At 71.4% G+C, this 16,641-nt stretch carries 15 protein-coding genes; 10 read left to right on the forward strand and 5 right to left on the reverse strand.

Annotated elements, in window-relative coordinates; translation table 11 throughout:
• Nucleotides 1-31: 31 nt before the first annotated feature.
• The 3 genes from eccB to AB0368_RS17710 form a co-directional block, all read right to left on the reverse strand.
• The gene (gene eccB / locus AB0368_RS17700; RefSeq protein ID WP_366154943.1) at nt 32-1,489 is read right to left on the reverse strand and encodes a type VII secretion protein EccB; all 1,458 of its coding nucleotides are present in this window, start codon (nt 1,487-1,489) and stop codon (nt 32-34) included.
• A 68-nt stretch (nt 1,490-1,557) separates the two neighbouring features.
• Nucleotides 1,558-2,700: a magnesium and cobalt transport protein CorA gene (locus AB0368_RS17705; protein WP_366154944.1), complete on the reverse strand. Its 1,143-nt coding sequence runs from the start codon at nt 2,698-2,700 to the stop codon at nt 1,558-1,560.
• Nucleotides 2,701-3,066: 366 nt separating this feature from the next.
• Nucleotides 3,067-4,161, reverse strand: coding sequence for a PLP-dependent aminotransferase family protein (locus AB0368_RS17710; protein ID WP_366154945.1), 1,095 nt, complete (start codon nt 4,159-4,161; stop codon nt 3,067-3,069).
• Nucleotides 4,162-4,201: 40 nt separating this feature from the next.
• Here AB0368_RS17710 and AB0368_RS17715 point away from each other — a divergent pair, with 40 nt between their 5' ends.
• The 4 genes from AB0368_RS17715 to AB0368_RS17730 all read left to right on the forward strand — a co-directional run bounded on the left by AB0368_RS17715 (nt 4,202) and on the right by AB0368_RS17730 (nt 7,337).
• Nucleotides 4,202-4,639 carry an NUDIX domain-containing protein gene (locus AB0368_RS17715; RefSeq protein ID WP_366154946.1) on the forward strand — a complete coding sequence of 146 codons (438 nt, stop codon included), beginning with the start codon at nt 4,202-4,204 and terminating at the stop codon, nt 4,637-4,639.
• 52 nt (nt 4,640-4,691) lie between these two features.
• Nucleotides 4,692-5,423, forward strand: a complete 732-nt coding sequence (locus AB0368_RS17720) for a phosphocholine cytidylyltransferase family protein (RefSeq protein WP_366154947.1) — start codon at nt 4,692-4,694, stop codon at nt 5,421-5,423.
• Nucleotides 5,411-6,472: an iron-containing alcohol dehydrogenase family protein gene (locus AB0368_RS17725; RefSeq protein ID WP_366154948.1), complete on the forward strand. Its 1,062-nt coding sequence runs from the start codon at nt 5,411-5,413 to the stop codon at nt 6,470-6,472. The genes AB0368_RS17720 and AB0368_RS17725 overlap by 13 nt, the downstream gene beginning before the upstream one ends.
• An 85-nt stretch (nt 6,473-6,557) precedes the next feature.
• A complete protein-coding gene (locus AB0368_RS17730; RefSeq protein ID WP_366155216.1) occupies nt 6,558-7,337 on the forward strand; it encodes a CDP-alcohol phosphatidyltransferase family protein in 780 nt (259 codons plus the stop codon).
• A 7-nt stretch (nt 7,338-7,344) separates the two neighbouring features.
• Here AB0368_RS17730 and AB0368_RS17735 read toward each other — a convergent pair whose 3' ends face one another.
• Both AB0368_RS17735 and AB0368_RS17740 read right to left on the reverse strand, forming a co-directional pair.
• Nucleotides 7,345-8,841 (reverse strand): arylsulfotransferase family protein, encoded by a 1,497-nt coding sequence (locus AB0368_RS17735; protein WP_366154949.1) that lies wholly within the window; start codon nt 8,839-8,841, stop codon nt 7,345-7,347.
• Nucleotides 8,838-10,043, reverse strand: coding sequence for a glycosyltransferase family 4 protein (locus tag AB0368_RS17740; protein WP_366154950.1), 1,206 nt, complete (start codon nt 10,041-10,043; stop codon nt 8,838-8,840). Before AB0368_RS17740 ends, AB0368_RS17735 begins: the two co-directional genes overlap by 4 nt.
• A gap of 24 nt (nt 10,044-10,067) precedes the next feature.
• Here AB0368_RS17740 and AB0368_RS17745 point away from each other — a divergent pair, with 24 nt between their 5' ends.
• From AB0368_RS17745 to AB0368_RS17770, 6 genes are all read left to right on the forward strand, one after another.
• Nucleotides 10,068-10,928 (forward strand): DNA-formamidopyrimidine glycosylase family protein, encoded by an 861-nt coding sequence (locus AB0368_RS17745; RefSeq protein WP_366154951.1) that lies wholly within the window; start codon nt 10,068-10,070, stop codon nt 10,926-10,928.
• 195 nt (nt 10,929-11,123) lie between these two features.
• On the forward strand, nt 11,124-12,683 hold the full coding sequence (locus tag AB0368_RS17750; protein WP_366155217.1) for a sugar transferase: 1,560 nt from the start codon (nt 11,124-11,126) through the stop codon (nt 12,681-12,683).
• A 48-nt stretch (nt 12,684-12,731) separates the two neighbouring features.
• Nucleotides 12,732-13,943 carry a histidine kinase gene (locus AB0368_RS17755; protein ID WP_366154952.1) on the forward strand — a complete coding sequence of 404 codons (1,212 nt, stop codon included), beginning with the start codon at nt 12,732-12,734 and terminating at the stop codon, nt 13,941-13,943.
• Entirely contained in the window at nt 13,919-14,683 is a 765-nt protein-coding gene (locus AB0368_RS17760; RefSeq protein WP_366155218.1) for a LytTR family DNA-binding domain-containing protein, read from the forward strand. Before AB0368_RS17755 ends, AB0368_RS17760 begins: the two co-directional genes overlap by 25 nt.
• A 204-nt stretch (nt 14,684-14,887) precedes the next feature.
• Nucleotides 14,888-15,613, forward strand: a complete 726-nt coding sequence (locus tag AB0368_RS17765) for a response regulator transcription factor (RefSeq protein WP_366154953.1) — start codon at nt 14,888-14,890, stop codon at nt 15,611-15,613.
• A complete protein-coding gene (locus AB0368_RS17770; protein WP_366154954.1) occupies nt 15,610-16,632 on the forward strand; it encodes an ATP-binding protein in 1,023 nt (340 codons plus the stop codon). Before AB0368_RS17765 ends, AB0368_RS17770 begins: the two co-directional genes overlap by 4 nt.
• Nucleotides 16,633-16,641 lie beyond the last annotated feature (9 nt).

Below are 16,641 nucleotides of genomic sequence, written 5' to 3' on the forward strand. Positions count from 1 at the left end.
GCGGGGGCCCGCCCGCCGTTCTGCGCTTCCGTCAGGGGTTCTTCTGCTCGGCGTTGGCTCGGCGGGCGCGTACCGGGTCGAGCGCGGGACCCACGGGCAGCAGCTCGACCAGCTGACCGGGGATCGCCTGGGGCTGGACCCCGCCGTAACCCAGTTTCGCCAGAACGTCGCGGCCGGCGAGGGGATAACTGCGACCCGTGTCGGTGACGACACTGACCGTGCCGCTGCTCGCGGGGGCGGTCGGGGAGGCCACGGCGACGACCACGGCGCCCTTGCCCCGCGGCACGTAGACGCGGTCGGCCTGCACCGACCCCGGCGCCGGCGACTCGCCCTGGACCACGGCGCCCGTGGGCAGCTCCGGGCCGATCCGCACGCTGACCTCGCCGTTCGCGCCCCCGTCGTACGTCAGGCAGACGCTGTCCGGGCCGTTGAGCAGCACCGGGACCGCCGGGGGCAGGCCGGCGGCGTTCGCGGCGGCCACCAGCTGGGTCTTCGAGCGGGGCAGGTTGCCGTACAGGGTCGGAGTCATCTGCTGCGCGACGTTCGCATCCGGGTCGGCCTGCATGAGGTTCGCCTGCACCTCGGTGAGGTCGGCGACGCCGTCGCTGAGCACGACCCCCCACTGGTCCGCGGTGGCGCCGTCGCTGTGGATGCGCAGCACTTGACCGACCTCGGAGTCGGAGATCGCCGCCGAGCGGTCGCCGAAGTCCGAGATCCTTGGCGGCTTCAGGTCGGGGCCGATCGGCACCGCGTTGATCCACGCCGGGGCCACCGGCAGCGCCGCCTGGTTCCACCGGAAGAAGGTCCGCGTCTGCGAGAGCCGCCCGGCCGGGATGAGGAACCGCTTGTTGTTGTAGACCAGGAAGGTCCGGTCGGCGCGGTCGGTGACCAGCAGGCCGCGGAGCTGGTCGGGCGGGGTGTCGGCGCGCGGGACGGGCAGCACGGTGCCTCCGGTGACCGCCTCGCCGATCGACAGCACGCTCTCCGGATCGCTGGAGCCGGTGCCGAACTGCGGCGCCCGGGAGCAGACCGTCCACAGGCTCTTGAGCAGGCCGCCCTTGGCCGGCGGCAGGGTGTCGGGGGCGTCCGGGATGCCCATCGGATCACCGAGCTGCACCTCGGCGAGGCTCTCCCGCGACGCGTTCTTCATCTGCGGCGCCTGCGCGTTGGCGATCAGCAGCCCGGACGAGTAGTTCAGCACCGGGTGCATCTTGTCGTCGGACTTCAGGTAGACGTAGCGCGCGCCGGTGCCCTTCTCCAGGAAAACCACGGCCTCGTCCCGCGGATCGACCGTGCTACGCCCCTTGAGCAGGCCGTAGGCGGCGGCACCACCGACCGCCAGCGCTGCCACCACGATGCTGATCAGCACGGTGGTGCCGGCCCGCCGCAGCGGCGAGCGGTGCGGGTCGGGGTCGTGCGTGACCAGCGCGGCCACCACGCGCTGCTGCGCGTACTGGTACGAGTGCAGCTGATCCTGCCGAGACGGCACGCGACTTCCCTCCCCGGTGTGACCCCGCCCGCCACTGTAAAGGTCCGCAGGCCGCGTTGGGGGGCGGGCTACAACCAGCCGTTGCGGCGGAAGGCACGGTAGAGCAGAACGGAGATCAACAACATGACGGTGATCACGCCCGGGTAGCCGTACTGCCACTGGGTCTCCGGCATGTGCAGGAAGTTCATGCCGTACACGCCGGCGATGGCCGTCCAGACGGCGGAGATGCCGGCCCACGCGGCGATCTTGCGCATGTCGTTGTTCTGATCGACCGTGACCTGCGCCAGCCGCGCCTGCAGGATCGAGTTGAGCAGGTCGTCGTAGGAGGAGACCTGCTCGACCGTACGGGTGAGGTGGTCCTGCACGTCGCGGAAGTAGCGCCGGATCTCCTTGGGCACCAGCCGGCTCTGCGGCGCGGTGATGGTGGCGAGCGGGCGCTGCAGCGGCACCACCGCCCGTCGGAACTCCACGATCTCGCGCTTCATCTGGTAGATCGCCTGCACCGGGCTGCCGGCGTCGCGGGAGAAGACGCCCTCCTCGATGAGGTCGAGGTCGGCCTCCACCTGGTCGGCCACCGCCATGTACGCGTCCACCACCCGGTCGGTGACCGCGTACGCGACCGCCCACGGCCCCTGAGTGAGCAGGTCACCGCGCTCCTCCATGTCCGCCCGTACCGGAGATAGCCGCGTCGCGTCGCCGTGCCGGACCGTGATGACGAAGCGCTCGCCGACGAAGAGCATCATCTGACCGGTCTCGACGATCTGCGACGTCTCGGTCAGCTCGCTGTGCGGCACGTAGCGGGCGGTCCGCAGCACGAGGAAGTGCACGGCGCCGAACTGCTCCAGCTTGGGCCGCTGCTGGGCCTTGACCGCGTCCTCCACCGCCAGCTCGTGCAGGTTGTACGTGCGGGCGATCGCGGACATCTCGGCCTGGGACGGCTCGTGCAGGCCCAGCCAGACGAAGGCGTTGTCCCGGCCGCACGCCTCCCGCAGGGCCTCGTCGGGGGTGAAGTCGCCGGGCTCGCGCTTGCCGTCGATGTAGACGCCGCAGTCGACGACCGCGCTGCCCTGGAACTCCTCGCCGGGGCCGGGGGCCTCGCCCTCGGTGGTGCCGAGGAAGCGGTTCATCGCCCGTACGGGTGCGGTCCAAGCTCGTGACAACGACCTGTTCACGCCGGCCGGCCGGCTGCGGCGCACGCTGCTCTCGCTCATGACTGCCTCCCTCGGGGGTGCTGATGCCCGGACCTCGGTGGCAGGCCCGGCCCGAGGTTACGCCCGTGAGATTGCCCAGCCCGCACGCCGCGCATGCCGTCCCTGGCGGGGTGTCGGGACGCCGGCCTTCCGCCCCGGCAGCGAGGGCCGGGCAGGGGTGGCGCCGGACGGACCGGCCGCATTTCGGGGGGGTGAAGGGTGCGAGCGGCCCGCCCGGCGCCGGGGGGCGGGGGTGGGTGTCGACGCGTCGCACCGCATGGTCATGCAGCTTGACGCCGCAAGCATTGTGAGCCGACGCCGGTCCCGGGGGAAACCCGGAACCGGCGCTGGGCCATGAGTGTCGGAAAACCGACAGTCGGGCAGGTATCAGGCGCGGGTCTCGGCGATCGCCTCGGCCAGGCGGCGCACACCCTCGTCGATCTGGTCGACCGTCACGGCCGAGAAGGCCAGGCGTACGGAGTGCTTGCCACCGTCGAGCAGGAAGTCGCTGCCCTTGACGATGGCGACACCCTTCTTCATGGCCACCGGGAACAGCGCGTCCACGTCGACGTCCTCGGGCAGATCGATCCAGAGGAAGTAGCCGCCGTCCGGCTCGGTGAAGGTCGCGCCGGGCAGGTGCCGGCGGATCGAGGCCGCCAGCACCTGTGCGCGCTCGGCCAGGGCCGCGCTGACGGTCTGGACCGAGCGGTCGATGTCGCCGGAGACGCAGAACTGGTGCACGATCGCCTCGGACACCATGCCGGGCGAGATGTACAGGTTGGTGGCCTTCTTGGCGATCGCGTCGATGAGCGCCGCCGGGCCGACCAGGTAACCGACGCGCACGCCCGGGCACACCGTCTTGGTGAAGCTGGACGCGTGCACCACCGAGTTGTTCTCGTCCATCGACAGCATCGAGGGCAACGGTTCGCCGCGGAAGCGGATGTCGACGTACGGGTCGTCCTCGAAGATCATGAAGCCGTACTCGGCGGCGAGCTTCAGCAGCGCCCGGCGCTTCTCCAGGGAGAGCGTCACACCGGCCGGGTTCTGGTAGTTCGGGATGATGTGCGCGAGCTTGGGGCGCAGGCCGTTCTGCAGCAGCCCGCGCAGTTCCTCGACGTCGATGCCATCCGACTCGATGGTCACCTGGTGCACCTTGCCGCCCAGGTTCTGCAGGCCCAGCAGGGTGCGGTCGTACGTGGGCTTCTCGACGACCACGTCGTCGCCGGCTTGGATCAGGTGGTTGAAGAGGAAGGCATCCGCCTGCAGCGAGCCGTTGGTGACGATGACCTGCTCGGGGGCGACTCCGTGCTTCTCGGCGATCCACTTTCGCAGCGGGATGTAGCCGACGGACGTGCCATAGGCGGTCACTCCGGCCGGGTCGGCGTCGAAGGCCCGGGCGGCCGCGGCCTTGAGGCCGGCGACGTCGACGATGTCCAGGGAGGGCGCGCCCCTTGCGAATGAGATCAGCTGCTCAGCGGTCATGCCCACAAGCTTACGAGCAGGCTCTATATCATTTTTCCTCGTGCCCCATGCCCCCTTGCCCGTCGCCGGTGCTCTCGTCGTGGACGACCGCGGCCGCATTTTCTTCCAGCGGCGCTCCCCGCAACGCAAGCTTTTCCCGAACACCTGGGACATCGTCGGCGGCCACGTGGAACCGGGCGAAACGGTCGCCGAGGCGCTGGCCCGCGAGGTGCACGAGGAGACCGGGTGGCGGATGAGCGCCGTGCTGGGCGTCGTCGGCGAGCACACCTGGACCGGAGCCGACGGGCTGGACCGGCACGAGACGGACTTCCTGGTGAAGGTCGACGGGGACCTCGGCCGGCCCCGGCTCGAGGAGGGCAAGCACACGGAGTTCCGCTGGCTGGGCCCGGACGAGCTGGCGGTGCTGGACGACGGCGACGCGATGATTCGCCGGATCGCCGAGAGCGGGTTCGCGGTCCTGCACACTCTCGGTATATGAACGCACCGCTATCCTCGGCAGGCACCCCCCTCGACTCGGAAGGAACCACCCCATGATCGGTCTGGTACTCGCCGCCGGCGCCGGACGCAGACTGCGTCCGTACACGGACACGCTGCCGAAGGCGCTCGTCCCCGTGGACGGGGAGACCACGATCATGGACATCTCGCTGCGCAACCTCGCCGCGGCGGGACTCACCGACGTGACGATCGTCGTCGGCTACTGCGCCGGCGCGGTCGAGGAGCGCAAGGACGCCTTCGAGCAGAAGTACGGCGTCAAGATCACTCTCGTGCACAACGACAAGGCCGAGGAGTGGAACAACGCGTACTCGCTGTGGCTGGCGCGTGACCGGTTCGCGGAGGGCGCACTGCTGGTCAACGGCGACACCGTGCATCCGGTGAGCGTCGAGGAGACCCTCCTCGCCAACCGTGGGCCGGGCATCCTTCTCGCCGTCGACAATGTGAAGAAGCTCGCTGACGAGGAGATGAAGACGATCTTCTCGGAGGACGGCCGGCTGACGAAGATCACGAAGCTGATGGATCCGGCCGACGCCTTCGGCGAGTACATCGGCGCCACGGTCATCGAGGCCTCCGCGGCCGCCGAGCTCGCCGACGCGCTCAAGACCACCTGGGAGCGCGACCCCAACCTCTACTACGAGGACGGCTACCAGGAGTACGCCGACCGCGGCGGCGAGATCCGCGCGGCGACCATCGGCGACATCCCCTGGGTCGAGGTGGACAATCACGACGACCTGGCCAAGGCCCGGGACATCGCATGCCGTTACTAGCCCGCAGCGTCCAGACCCCGCTGCACATCGACGTACGCCGCGGGGCGGTGAGCGACCTCGGCGCGATCCTCGCCGACGGCCGCATCTCCTCCGGCGGCGACGTCGCGGTGGTGGTCGGGCCGGGCCAGGGCGAGAAGATCGCCGACCTGATCCGCCCGTCGCTGGGCTCGGCCGACGTCTACATGACGGCCGGCGGCACCCTGGACGCGGCGATCGAGCTGGGCGCCAAACTGCGGTCCCGCGCCTACGACGCGGTTGTCGCCATCGGCGGCGGCAAGACGGTGGACACGGCCAAGTACGCGGCCACCCGCTACGCCCTGCCGATGGTCTCGGTCGCCACGAGCCTGGCCAACGACGGCGTCGCGTCGCCGGTCGCCAGCCTCATCAACGACGGCATCAAGGGCTCCTACGGCGTCCACATCCCGATCGCCGTCATCGTCGACCTGGACTTCGTCGAGAACGGCCCGGAACGGATCAACAGGTCCGGCATCGGCGACGTGATCAGCAACATCAGCGCCCTGGCCGACTGGGAGCTGGCCCGCGAGGTACGCGGCGAGCCGGTGGACGGCCTCGCCGCCTCGCTGGCCCGGATGGGCGCCGAGGCGGTGCTGAACATGCCGGGCGACATGACCGACGACGCCTTCGTCACCGTGCTGGCCGAGGCGCTCATCTCCAGCGGTCTCGCCATGGCCGTGTGCGGCAGCAGCCGGCCGTCCAGCGGCGGCTGCCACGAGATCATGCACGCGACCGACTCGCTGTTCCCGGGCACGGCGTCGCACGGAGAGCTCGCCGGCATGGGGGCGCTGTTCTGCACGTTCCTCCGCGGCGACGAGCGACGCTTCGCGCAGATGTCGGACTGCCTGGCCCGGCACCAGCTGCCCCGCACCCCGGCCGACGTCGGCCTGAAGTCGCAGCAGTTCGTCGAGGTCGTGGAGTTCGCGCCGCGGACCCGGCCGGACCGCTACACGATCATCGAGCACCTCGCCATGTCCCCGGAAGAGATCCGCAGGAAGCTGGCCGAGTATGTCGACGCCGTCGCCCGCCGCTGACCCTCGAGGCTCCGCCCGCGGCCCGGGCGGCGGCTCGGTCCTGGGCCGCGACGGCACCGTCGGCGGCCCGGGCCGCAGGCCCGATATGCCCGGCCAGGGTTCCGGTGCGCAGGACAAAAGCTCCGGTGCTGAACCGGCGGGCCCCAACGCGACCACTGTGGCGGGCGCGGCCCCGACGGCCGCCGATTACTACGCCGTCAACCGCGGCGGCGGGCTCTTCAGCGAGGCGATCAGCCAGCGCATCGGCGCCCGGATCGCCGTGTTCGCGCACAAGCGCCGGCTGGCCCCGACCGTGCTCACCGTCGCGAACCTCGGGCTGAGCTGCCTGGTCTCGTTCGTCGTCGTCGCGGCGGCGGGCCCGGTGGCCGAGGACCGCGTCTGGGCCTGGCCGGTCGGCCTGCTCGCCCTGCTCGGCTGGCAGTTCGCGTACGCCCTGGACTGCGCCGACGGCCAGCTCGCCCGGGTCACGGGTCAGGCCAGCCCGGCCGGTGGACGGGTCGACGTGCTCTGCGACGTGGCCGGGCAGATCGCGCTGGTGGCCGCCCTGTCGGCGACGGCGGAGGCGCAGGTGCCCGCCACCCCGGCGTGGCTGCTGGCGGCGTTCGCCGGCACCTGGATGGTCAACCTGGTCACCTCCGTGATGCAGACCGGCTCGCAGGCGGCCAGCATGGTGACCAGCCGGTCCTTCCCGGTGCGGGTGGTCAAGCTGGTCCGCGACTACGGCGCGGTGATCGCCCTCGCGGGCGTCGTGCTCACCGTCGCTCCGCACTGGACGATCTTCGTCATCGGCGCGTTCACCCTGATCAACGGCGCCTTCCTGGCCGCCAGCATCGCCTTCGCCGGCCGGCAGTCCCTGCGCGGCTGAGCACGGTTCAGACCCGGACCGGCACCGCGGACGACGTTCTCAGCACCTTCCCGGCGGCGTCGAGGGCGTCCACCACCACGTATTCCGGCGTGCCGGGCACCGTCAGCGTCGTCTCGAAGCCGGTCCGCGGCGCCCGGACCGTCTGGTTCAGGGCGCCCGGCCGGCCGCCCGCCCGGGCGCGCCACTTCGCCACCCGGGTGCTGCCGTTCCAGCTGGCACTGACCACCACGTTCCCGCCGTCGACGCGCAGCCCGAGCGCCGGCTGGTCGAGGGGGATGCCGGTCCACTCCGCCCGGTACGCCCGGTACGACTGGTTGTCGAGCGGCAGATGCCCGTCGAGCCGGACCGTGCCGTCGGGGGCGTACTCGGTGAAATAGGGCATCTGTCCCCAGCCGATGAACGAGCCGCCGTCCGCGAGCTCGCGGAAGTTGCCCTGCGTCGGCGCCGAGAGCTTCCGCGGGTGCAGGAACTCCCGCACGAACGAGACCCGGCGGGCCTGCTCGTCGACCTTGAACACCAGGCCGCGCGACTGCTCCCGTTCCTTGGTGACGCCGGCGCCGTTGTCGAAGACGCTGTACGAGCCGTCTCGGCGGCGGCGGAAGTCGTGCTGCCAGCTGAACCGCGCCCGTTCCTCGACGGCGAAGCTCGACTTCTTCCCGCCGATCCGCCAGATCACCTCGCCGGTGTCGCGATGGATCTTGTACGTGGTCCAGGTGTGCCGCGCCGACGCGAGGATGTGGCCGTCCGCGTCGAGGCCGACCGAGTTGGCGTGGAAGTAGTCGTACGGCAGGTGCGCGGACTCGCCCTGCGGCAGTGGCGCGTACGACTCGTCGAGGCTCACGTGCTCGCGGGCCCGCCACTCGAACAGGCGCCGGCCGGTCCTGATGTCGATCTCCTGGATGACGCCGTCGTGCAGCACCCCGTCCTTCGGGCCGCCGAGCGCCGACAGGTCGTACGGGACCGGGTCGTAGACCCAGAACAGGGCGGTGTCTCGCGGGGTGATCACGAAGTCGTGCTGGTCGGCCTGTTCGGTGCCGGCGGCCCGGACGCGGGTGATCTCCCTGTACGCGGTGTCCACGACGACGAACTCGCCCTGCCCCACGCCCTGCCCGCCGGTGCCGCCGATGGTCCCCTCCCACCAGGTCAGCACCGGCCGGTTCCGGTACTGCTGCACCTTGAGGTCGATGGCGACGGTGGCCGGGTCGGGCACCTTGCGGAACCAGACCGGCGAGCCCTTGTCGTCGACCATCAACGGTCCCCACAGGCCGGTGCCGGAGGCCGGGGTGAGGAGGATGAAGCCCGGCGCGGTCGCGTTCGCCGGCGTCGTGATCGTCACGTCCGGCAGCGTGCGCAGGTCCGGCCGGGAGCGGTACTTGGGCGGTGGGGCGGCCGGGGCGCGTGCCGCCGCGGGTTCGGCCCGCTCGCTGTGCCCGATGGCGTATCCGGCGCCGCCGGCGGCCGCGGTGAGGACGGCGCCCAGGAGGACGGTCCGACGTGAGGTCATGCCGTCGAGCATTCCCCACTTCGACGGTTGTCTACCTCTGTGAGCCCGGTGTAGATGTCGATGAGCTGCCGCGTCACCACGTCCGGATGGAAGGCGCGCAGGTAGCGGTCCCGCGCGGCCGGGGCCAGGCCGGCCGCATCGGCCCGCGCGATCGGCAGCGCCGCGGCGAGCGTTGCGGCATCCGGGCGTACCGCCCATCCCGCGGGAGACTCGGTCTCGCCGAGTCCCAGCAGGTACGGGATCCCGCCGACCTCGGTGCCGAGCACCGGCCGGCCCGCCGCCATCGCCTCGAGAATCACCGTGGGCAGCACGTCGTTCCAGGTCGGCACGGCGACGATCACCGCGGCGTCGCGCCGGGCGGCCACCATGCCGGCCCGATCCAGGGCGCCCAGGTACGTCACGTCACCGCGTTCGGCCGCCGCCTGTTCCGCCAGCGGCCGCAGTTCACCGTCGCCGGCGATGCGCAGCGGACCCAGGGCGCCGTCCGGGTGCCGCCGCCAGGCGTCGAGGAGCAGGGCCAGACCCTTCTCCGGGGACAGGCGGGCCGCGTACAGGAAACCGTCGCCCAGCGGATCCGGCTCGCCCGGGTCCGGCAGCCCGTTGGGTTTGATCACGATCCGGTCGTCCGGAATGCCGTAGTCGCTCAAGTGTGCGGCGATCCGCCCGGTGAGCGCGATGTAGCGGTCCACGGAACGCCAGGTGGGCCGGTGGACGGCCAGCGTGGTCGCCATCAGCGCGCTCTGCGCGGCCGAGCCGCGGTAGCACTTGTGCTGGATCGCCGGCCAGCCGAGCACCTTCCCCCGGCAGTCCGTGCAGTTGTGCCCGTCGCGGAAGTAGAGCCCGGACGAGCACACCTGCCGGTAGTTGTGCACGGTCTGCACGACCGGCACCCCGTGGGCGTGCGCGGTGCGAATCACCCAGGGCGAGAGCAACGGGTACGGGTTGTGCAGGTGCAGCAGATCCGGCTTCTCCCGCCGCAGCAGATCGGCGAGGTCCCGTTGCGCCGCCCGGCCGAAGATCGGCGAGACCGGCAGCAGCACCTTCTGGCTCGCCGGCAGGTCCGCGATCGAGTCGGAGGCGCGCTGGAACGGCAGCACCTCGACGCCCGCCGCGGTGAGCTGGGCGATCTCGGTGTCGACGATGACGTTCTCCCCCGAGGGGATGGCCTCGCGATACCGGTTGTGCGCAACGACGACCTTCACGGCCACAAACGCTACCGTTAGGGCGTGCCTGAGCTGCCCGAGGTCGAGGCGCTCGCCGCGTACCTGCGGGAGCGTGCGGTCGGCCATACCGTGGAGCGCTTCGAGGTCTCCTCGTTCAGCGCCCTGAAGACGTACGACCCGGCGCCGAGCGCGGTGGCGGGTCTGGCGGTGACCGGCGCCGGCCGGCACGGCAAGTTCCTGGACCTCTCGTTCGGCGACGACCTGCACCTCGTCGTGCATCTCGCCCGGGCGGGCTGGCTGCACTACCGGGACTCCTTCAAGTCGCCCGCCCCGCTCAAGCCGGGCAGCGGGCCCATCGCTCTACGGGTACGCCTGGACGACGGTTCCGGCTTCGACCTGACCGAGGCGGGCACCCAGAAGTCGCTGGCCGCGTACCTCGTGCGCGATCCCGCCGAGGTGCCCGGCGTGTCCCGGCTGGGCCCGGACGCGCTGGCGGTCGACCGGGACCGGTTCGCCGAGCGCATCCGCAGCCGCAACGGGCAGATCAAGGGCGTGCTGACCGACCAGGAGGTGCTCGCCGGCATCGGCAACGCCTACTCGGACGAGATCCTGCACGTGGCGAAGCTGTCGCCGTTCGCGCTGACCGGCAAGCTGACCGACGAGCAGCTCACCACTTTGTACGAGGCGACCCGCCAGGTGGAGACCGACGCCGTGGCCCGTTCGGTGGGTCAGAAGGCCGCCGAGCTCAAGGGTGAAAAGCGCGCCGGGATGCGCGTGCATGCCCGCACCGGCCTGCCGTGCCCGGTCTGCGGCGACACCGTCCGCGAGGTCTCGTTCGCCGACAAGAGCCTTCAGTACTGCCCCACGTGCCAAACGGGTGGCAAGCCCCTGGCCGATCGACGGCTGTCCAAGTTGATCCGGTAGTAACGCACCGTAGGCGTGCCGTTTCCCGGGGGAAAGCGACCACAACGTCCCCTTCTTCTGCGTCGTTCCATCGGTATAGTGGCCCGGTCCCGTGCTTCGTCGGCGGCGCGCAGGGGACCGGCGACCCGCCGGAGTCCAGGGGGTCGTGGCGGTGCGTAATGTTCTCGGTGTGGGCGGTACGTGATGCGGGAGGACATAGGCGAGGTGACCACGAGCCTCCAGCGCCCGGCGTCCAGTGGCAGCAAGAGCCGGAGCGGCATGCCGTACGACAGCTTCGAGTGGCAGCAGGATCCGCCGCCCAGTAACGGCGTGCCCCGGTCGGCTTGGACCCGGTCGCATCGCCGACTGTCCCGCTGGCACCGGCCGTACACGGCGGTCCTGATCGTTCTCGATCTGCTTTCCGCGATGCTCGCGAGCTGGCTCGCCGTCACCTTCATCGAGAAGGCGAACTCCGGCTTCCAAGGCCGGGAGGAGATCTTCTACCTGGTCGCCTTCCTCGGCGTGCCGCTCGGCTGGGTGATCATCCTCTGGGGCAACGGCAGCTACGACCGCCGTTACCTGGGGCTGGGCAGCGAGGAGTTCAAACGGGTCGTCCGCGGCTTCGTCACCGTGGTGGCCGGCGTGTCCCTGCTGTCGTTCGCCACCAAGACCCAGCTGTCCCGCGTCACCATCGCGTACGTCACGACCGCCTCGCTGATATTCATTCTCTTCTGCCGGTATTCGGCCCGGCAGGTCCTGCACGTCGCCCGGAGGAAGACCGGTCACGGCGCGCACCGCATGGTTCTCATGGGCACCCTGCCGGAGGCGCTCGAGGTCTACACCGCGGTCACCCGCAGCCCCGCCGCCGGCCTCATCCCGGTCGCCATCCACATCACCGACGGCTACGCGGCGGCCCGGGGCATCGAAACCCCCGTTCCCGTGTACGCGGCCCGCGACGTGCTGACCCTCGTCCGGGAGGTCGGCGCCGACACGATCGCGGTCTGCGGCTCGGCCAGCGCGGAGCCGGGGGAGCTGCGCCGCCTCGCGTGGCAGCTCGAGGGCACCGGCGTCGACCTGGTGGTGGCGCCGCAGCTCACCGACATCGCCGGGCCGCGGGTGCACATCCGCCCGATCGAGGGCCTGCCGCTGCTGCACGTGGAGGAGCCGACCCTCTCCGGCCCCGGCTGGCTCGCCAAGAACCTGCTGGACCGCGTGGCCGCGTTCTTCGGGCTGCTGTTCCTCACGCCGGTGCTGGGACTCATCGCGCTCGGCATCCGGCTGTCCGACCCCGGCCCGGTCTTCTTCCGCCAGCCCCGCGTCGGCCACGAGGGACGTACCTTCTGGGTCTGGAAGTTCCGGACCATGTACGTCGACGCCGAGGAACGCAAGGCCAGCCTGGAGGAGCTCAACGACTCCGACGGCATGCTCTTCAAGATGAAGAACGACCCGCGGATCTTCTCCTTCGGCAACAAGCTGCGGGCGACGTCGCTGGACGAGCTGCCGCAGCTGATCAACGTGCTGAAGGGCGAGATGTCGCTGGTCGGCCCGCGCCCGCTGCCCGCCGACGACGGCGACTACCTGGGCGACGTGCGGCGCCGGCTGCTGGTCCGGCCCGGCATTACCGGCCTGTGGCAGGTCTCCGGGCGTTCCGACCTGTCGTGGGACGAGGCGGTCCGGCTCGACCTCTACTACGTGGACAACTGGTCGCTGACCTACGACCTCAGCATCATGTGGCGCACGATCTGGGTGGTTTTGAAGCGCAAGGGCGCTTATTAGCCGCCGGCCGTCCTGGCGTTCCGGGACGGTTCCGGACAGGATGCGTGCGTGAGTGGTCAGGCCGGGAGCGTCCTAGCGGTCGTCGCCGTACTCGCCGCCCTGGCCGGGGCCGTCGTGGCGGTGCTGCGGCTGCGCGCCCGGCGGAGGATCGCCACGGCCGGTCAGCGGGCCACGTACGAGGTGCTGCACGCCGCCTCCCTCGCCGCCGAGCCGCTGCGCAGCGGCCTGACCGCCGCCTCGGCCGGCAAGGCCGTACGCCACCTGCGCCGGCTCGTCGGCGCGCCCGGGCTGGTGGTCAGCGACGGCAAGAGCTGCCTGGCCTCCGACGGCCCGGGCAGCCACCACATCGACCAGTTCGTGGCGGCGGCCCGCCGGGCGGTGACCAGCAACCGCTCGATCGTGCTCGGAGCCGGCGACCTGCCCTGCGACCGGATGGACTGCGTGGTGCGCGGTGCGGTGGTGACGCCGCTGACCGGCCCGGACGGGAAGGCGCTCGGCGCGCTCGTGGCGGTGGCCGATGACCAACCGGCGCCCGGGCTGGTGCAGGCCACCATGGAGACCGCCCGGTGGGCCGGCTCGCAGGTCGCGCTCGCCGAGCTGGAGTCGTCCCGGGAACGCCTGGCCCGCGCCGAGGTCCGCGCGCTGCGGGCCCAGATCAGCCCCCATTTCATCTACAACGCGCTCACCGCGATCGCCTCGTTCGTGCGTACCGATCCTGAACGCGCCCGCGAGCTGATCCTGGAGTTCGCCGAGTTCACCCGCTACTCGTTCCGCGCGCACGGCGACTTCACCACGCTGGCCGAGGAGCTGCGCTCCATCGACCGCTACCTGACCATCGAACGCGCCCGCTTCGGCGACCGGTTGCAGGTCCGGCTCCAGATCGCGCCCGAGGTGCTGCCGGTCGGCCTGCCGTTCCTCTGCCTGCAGCCGCTGGTGGAGAACGCCGTCCGGCACGGCCTTTCCCGCAAACCGGGCGTCGGTACGGTGAGCATCGAAGCTCGGGACGCCGGTGCCGAATGCCACATCACGGTCGAGGACGACGGCGTGGGCATGGACCCGGCGGCGCTCGCCGAGGGGGTGGCGGAGGCCGCCAACGGCACGGGCGACGACGCCGGCCGGCACGTGGGCCTCTCCAACGTGGATGAGCGGCTGCGCTCGGTGTTCGGCGACCATTTCGGCCTGGTGGTGGAGACGGCGCCGGGAGCGGGGACGAAGGTGAGCATGCGCGTGCCGAAATTCCACCCGGGGGTACGGGCGTGAGCCTGGTCGTGCTGGCCGTTGACGACGAGCCGCCGGCGTTGGACGAGCTTGCGTACCTGCTCAATGCGGACGGGCGGGTCGCCTATGTGCACCGCGCCGGCGATGCCACCGAGGCGCTGCGGGTGCTGCGGGACACCGAGGTCGACGCCGTGTTCCTGGACATCCGCATGCCCGGGCTGGACGGGATGGAGCTGGCCCGGATCCTGCGCCGGTTCGCCCGCCCGCCGGCGATCGTGTTCGTGACCGCGTACGACGACGGCGCCGTGGACGCGTTCGACCTTGGCGTCACCGACTACGTCCGCAAGCCGGTACGCGCCGAGCGGCTCGCCGAGTCGCTGCGCCGGGTCGCGGGGTTGCGCGCGGCACCGCCGCCGGCGCTCGCCAAACGAGCGGAGGAGCCGAGCATCCCGGTCGAGCTGGCCGGCACGACCCGGATGCTGCCGCGCTCGTCGGTGCGCTGGGTCGAGGCGCAGGGCGACTACGCCCGGCTGCACACCGCGGATGCGTCACACCTGGTCCGGGTCTCGCTGGCGACGCTGGCGGAGCGCTGGGCGGATGCCGGCTTCGTGCGCATCCACCGGTCCTACCTGGTGCAGCTGCGGCTGGTGGCCGAGCTGCGGCTCACCCAATCGGGGTACGTGGTGACGATCGACGGCGCGGAGCTCCCGGTCAGCCGCCGGCACACCCGGGAGCTGAAGGACAAGCTCATCCGCGCGGCGAAAAACGACTGGACCCGCTGACATCCACAGCGTTTTCCACAGGTCCACAGCGTTGTCCCCAGAGTTATCCACAGGCTGACGGTGATCTTCACAAGTCGTCCACAAGTCCACCCCCGGGCCTGCACTCCTGGTCAATAGGCTGCCACCGCACGGCGAAGATCGGCGGCGACGGGGGCGCGCCGGTCTTGCGATCGCCGAGCAGGATGCGGGCTGGAGGGCAGCGAGATGAGTGGCAACGCGGGCACGGGGACCTCGAGCGCAGCGGGCGGGCCGGTACGCCGGGTGCTCGTCGTCGAGGACGAGCGCACGATCGCCGAGGCGGTCGCCGCCCGGCTGCGGGCCGAGGGGTTCGAGGTGGCGCTCGCCGGCGACGGCCCGGGCGCCGTGGAGGCCGCGCGGCGGGTCCGGCCCGACATCGTCGTCCTCGACGTCATGCTGCCCGGCTTCGACGGCCTCGAGGTCTGCCGGCGCATCCAGGCCGAGCGGCCCGTGCCGGTGCTGATGCTCACCGCCCGCGACGACGAGACCGATCTGCTGGTAGGCCTCGCGGTCGGCGCCGACGACTACCTCACCAAGCCCTTCTCGATGCGGGAGTTGACCGCCCGGGTGCACGCCCTGCTGCGCCGGGCGAGCCGCGTTCCCGCGCCGGAGGCGGAGCCGGAGCTGCTGCGCCTCGGCGATCTCGAGATCAACGTGGCCGAGCGCCGGGTGCACCGGGCCGGCCGGGAGGCTCACCTGACCCCGACCGAGTTCGACCTGCTGGTCCACCTGGCCGCGCGGCCGCGTACGGTGCTGCCCCGCGAACGCCTGCTCGCCGACGTCTGGGGCTGGGCGGACGCCTCCGGCACTCGAACCGTGGACAGCCACATCAAGGGCCTGCGCCGCAAGCTCGGCGCCGATCTGATCCGCACGGTCCACGGCGTCGGGTACGCCCTGGAGGTCTCCCGGTGAGGCTGCTGACCCGGGTCCTCGGCTGGCTGCCTCGACCGCTCGACCCCGTACGTTCGATCAAGGCGAAGTTGTCCCTGGCGCTCGGCCTGGCCGGCGGGGTGGGCCTGCTGATCTTCTGGTGGAGCCTCGACTGGATCCGGGTCGAACTGTCCTGGTTCGCCATCGCGGTGGCGCTCGGCCTCATCACTCTCCAGGTCATGGCCCACGGCGCGACGGTGCCGTTGCGCGAGATGACCGTCGCGGCCAAGGCCATGGCCCGCGGCGACTACACCCGGCGGGTACGCGCTACCTCCCGCGACGAGGTGGGCGAGCTGGGCGCGGCGTTCAACCAGATGGCGGCCGACCTCGCCGCCGCCGACCGGCAACGCCGGGAACTGATCGCGAACGTCTCCCACGAGCTCCGGACCCCGATCACCGCCCTGCGCGGCCTGCTGGAGAACATCGTCGACGGCGTCTCCGGCGCCGAGCCCGAGACCATGCGGACCGCCCTCGCCCAGACCCAGCGCCTGGGCCGGCTCGTCACCGAGCTGCTCGACCTCTCCCGCCTGGACGCCGGTGTGGTCCCACTGGCCCGGGCGCCCATCGACCTGGCCGCGTTCCTCGACGAGGTGGTCCGCGAGGCGCGAGTGACCGCGGACGGCGCCGGGCACGACGTCCGCTTCGAGGTCACCACGCCGCGGATCCAGCTGACCGGCGATCGCGAACGCCTGCACCAGGTCTTCGCCAACCTGCTCGACAACGCGGCCCGGCACAGCCCGCCCGGTGGCACTGTGACAGTCCGCGCCGAACGCCACGACGACCACGTCCGGATCGCCGTCATCGACGAGGGCGACGGCATCCCGGCGGCCGACCGCGAACGCGTCTTCGAACGCTTCACCCGCGGGGAGCGGGCCACGGACGGCGGTACGGGCCTCGGCCTGGCCATCGCCCACTGGGTGGTCCAGCTGCACCGGGGCACTATCGCCGTCGCGGACCCGGGGCCCGGCTGCCACATCCACGTGACCCTCCCTCTGACGTAGGAGACGACC

The organism is Actinoplanes sp. NPDC051475 (assembly GCF_040689425.1).
In the GTDB taxonomy this organism is placed as follows: Bacteria; Actinomycetota; Actinomycetes; order Mycobacteriales; family Micromonosporaceae; genus Actinoplanes.

What these genes read in the sequence shown, in the direction of transcription:
- AB0368_RS17705 (WP_366154944.1), bottom strand. Translation starts at nt 2,700, where the DNA reads ATGAGCGAGAGCAGCGTGCGCCGCAGCCGGCCGGCCGGCGTGAACAGG.
- AB0368_RS17710 (WP_366154945.1), bottom strand. Translation starts at nt 4,161, where the DNA reads ATGACCGCTGAGCAGCTGATCTCATTCGCAAGGGGCGCGCCCTCCCTG.
- AB0368_RS17720 (WP_366154947.1), top strand. Translation starts at nt 4,692, where the DNA reads ATGATCGGTCTGGTACTCGCCGCCGGCGCCGGACGCAGACTGCGTCCG.
- AB0368_RS17725 (WP_366154948.1), top strand. Translation starts at nt 5,411, where the DNA reads ATGCCGTTACTAGCCCGCAGCGTCCAGACCCCGCTGCACATCGACGTA.
- AB0368_RS17730 (WP_366155216.1), top strand. Translation starts at nt 6,558, where the DNA reads ATGCCCGGCCAGGGTTCCGGTGCGCAGGACAAAAGCTCCGGTGCTGAA.
- AB0368_RS17735 (WP_366154949.1), bottom strand. Translation starts at nt 8,841, where the DNA reads ATGACCTCACGTCGGACCGTCCTCCTGGGCGCCGTCCTCACCGCGGCC.
- AB0368_RS17765 (WP_366154953.1), top strand. Translation starts at nt 14,888, where the DNA reads ATGAGTGGCAACGCGGGCACGGGGACCTCGAGCGCAGCGGGCGGGCCG.